Annotated in this window: 1 protein-coding gene; it reads right to left on the bottom strand. The window is 61.6% G+C overall.

What is annotated here, in order from left to right:
* Positions 1-229: 229 nt before the first annotated feature.
* Complete coding sequence (locus tag AX690_RS12350) at positions 230-874, bottom strand: OmpW family outer membrane protein (RefSeq protein ID WP_066685551.1); 645 nt, start codon at positions 872-874, stop codon at positions 230-232.
* Positions 875-981 lie beyond the last annotated feature (107 nt).

A 981-nucleotide genomic window follows, 5' to 3' on the forward strand; every position in this document is an offset into this window, starting at 1 on the left:
GGCGACCGGCAGGAAAACCCCAAACTGCTTGTGCTGCGACGGACGGTGGAACATGACGCGCGAAGCACTCCCAATCGACCTTCGGCGAGACGCCGAGGATCGCGCGTCCATCATGCCTCGGACGTCGGCCGGCAACCAGCCTGAAGAGCTAACGCAAACAAGGCCCGGCCCTTGCGGGGCCGAGCCTTGGATCGCGCGCCGCCGGCGAACCGGCGATGCGTTGTCGTTCTTAGAACTTGCGGCTGAAGCCGATCGACGAGACCAGCGGATCCAGGTCGACCTTGGTCTTCAGGGCGCCGCCGTTGATCTTGGCGTCGGTGCTGAAATAGACCTTCTTGATGTCGGCGTTCAGCATCCAGTTGTTCTTCATCTTGACGTTGACGCCGGCCTGCAGAGCATAGCCGAAGCCGTCGTCGAGCTTCACGGTGAAGCCGTTCTTGTTCTTGCCGCTGTAGAACAGCATGTAGTTGATGCCAGCGCCAACATAGGGGCTGACGCGAGCGGCGGGCAGCGGGTGATACTGCAGGGTCACGACCGGCGGCAGCACCCAGGTCTTGTGGACCAGGACGTCCGTCGTACCGCCTTGAGCGCGGATGTCGTGTTCGGTGGTGCCCAGGATGGCTTCGACGGCGACCTTGTCGGTCAGGAAGTAGGTGAAGCCCAGGGTCGGCTTGATGTCGTCCTTGACGAGAGCCTTCAGGCCCGTGGCCGCGCCCGCGGCGGTCAGGATGGCCGCATCCTTGTCCGGCGCGACTTGGGTGATACGCGCATGGACGATGAAATCGCCCTTGGCGTTCGGCGAGAAGTCCTCAGCGTGCGCCACGCCGCCAGCCAGAGCCGTCGCCGCGATGGCCGAAAGAATAAGCGTCTTCATCATCTATCCCCAGAAGTGGCGACTCTCTAATTTTCGTCGCGATGTTTGTTTGGAGGAATACGAAGCACTCGACCTTGACCTCGATCAGTTTCTGAAAACTAGATCGC

The organism is Caulobacter sp. CCH9-E1 (genome assembly GCF_001556515.1).
Lineage (GTDB): Bacteria > Pseudomonadota > Alphaproteobacteria > Caulobacterales > Caulobacteraceae > Caulobacter.

Coding starts and splice junctions, on each gene's coding strand:
- AX690_RS12350 (WP_066685551.1), bottom strand. CDS start 874: ATGAAGACGCTTATTCTTTCGGCCATCGCGGCGACGGCTCTGGCTGGC.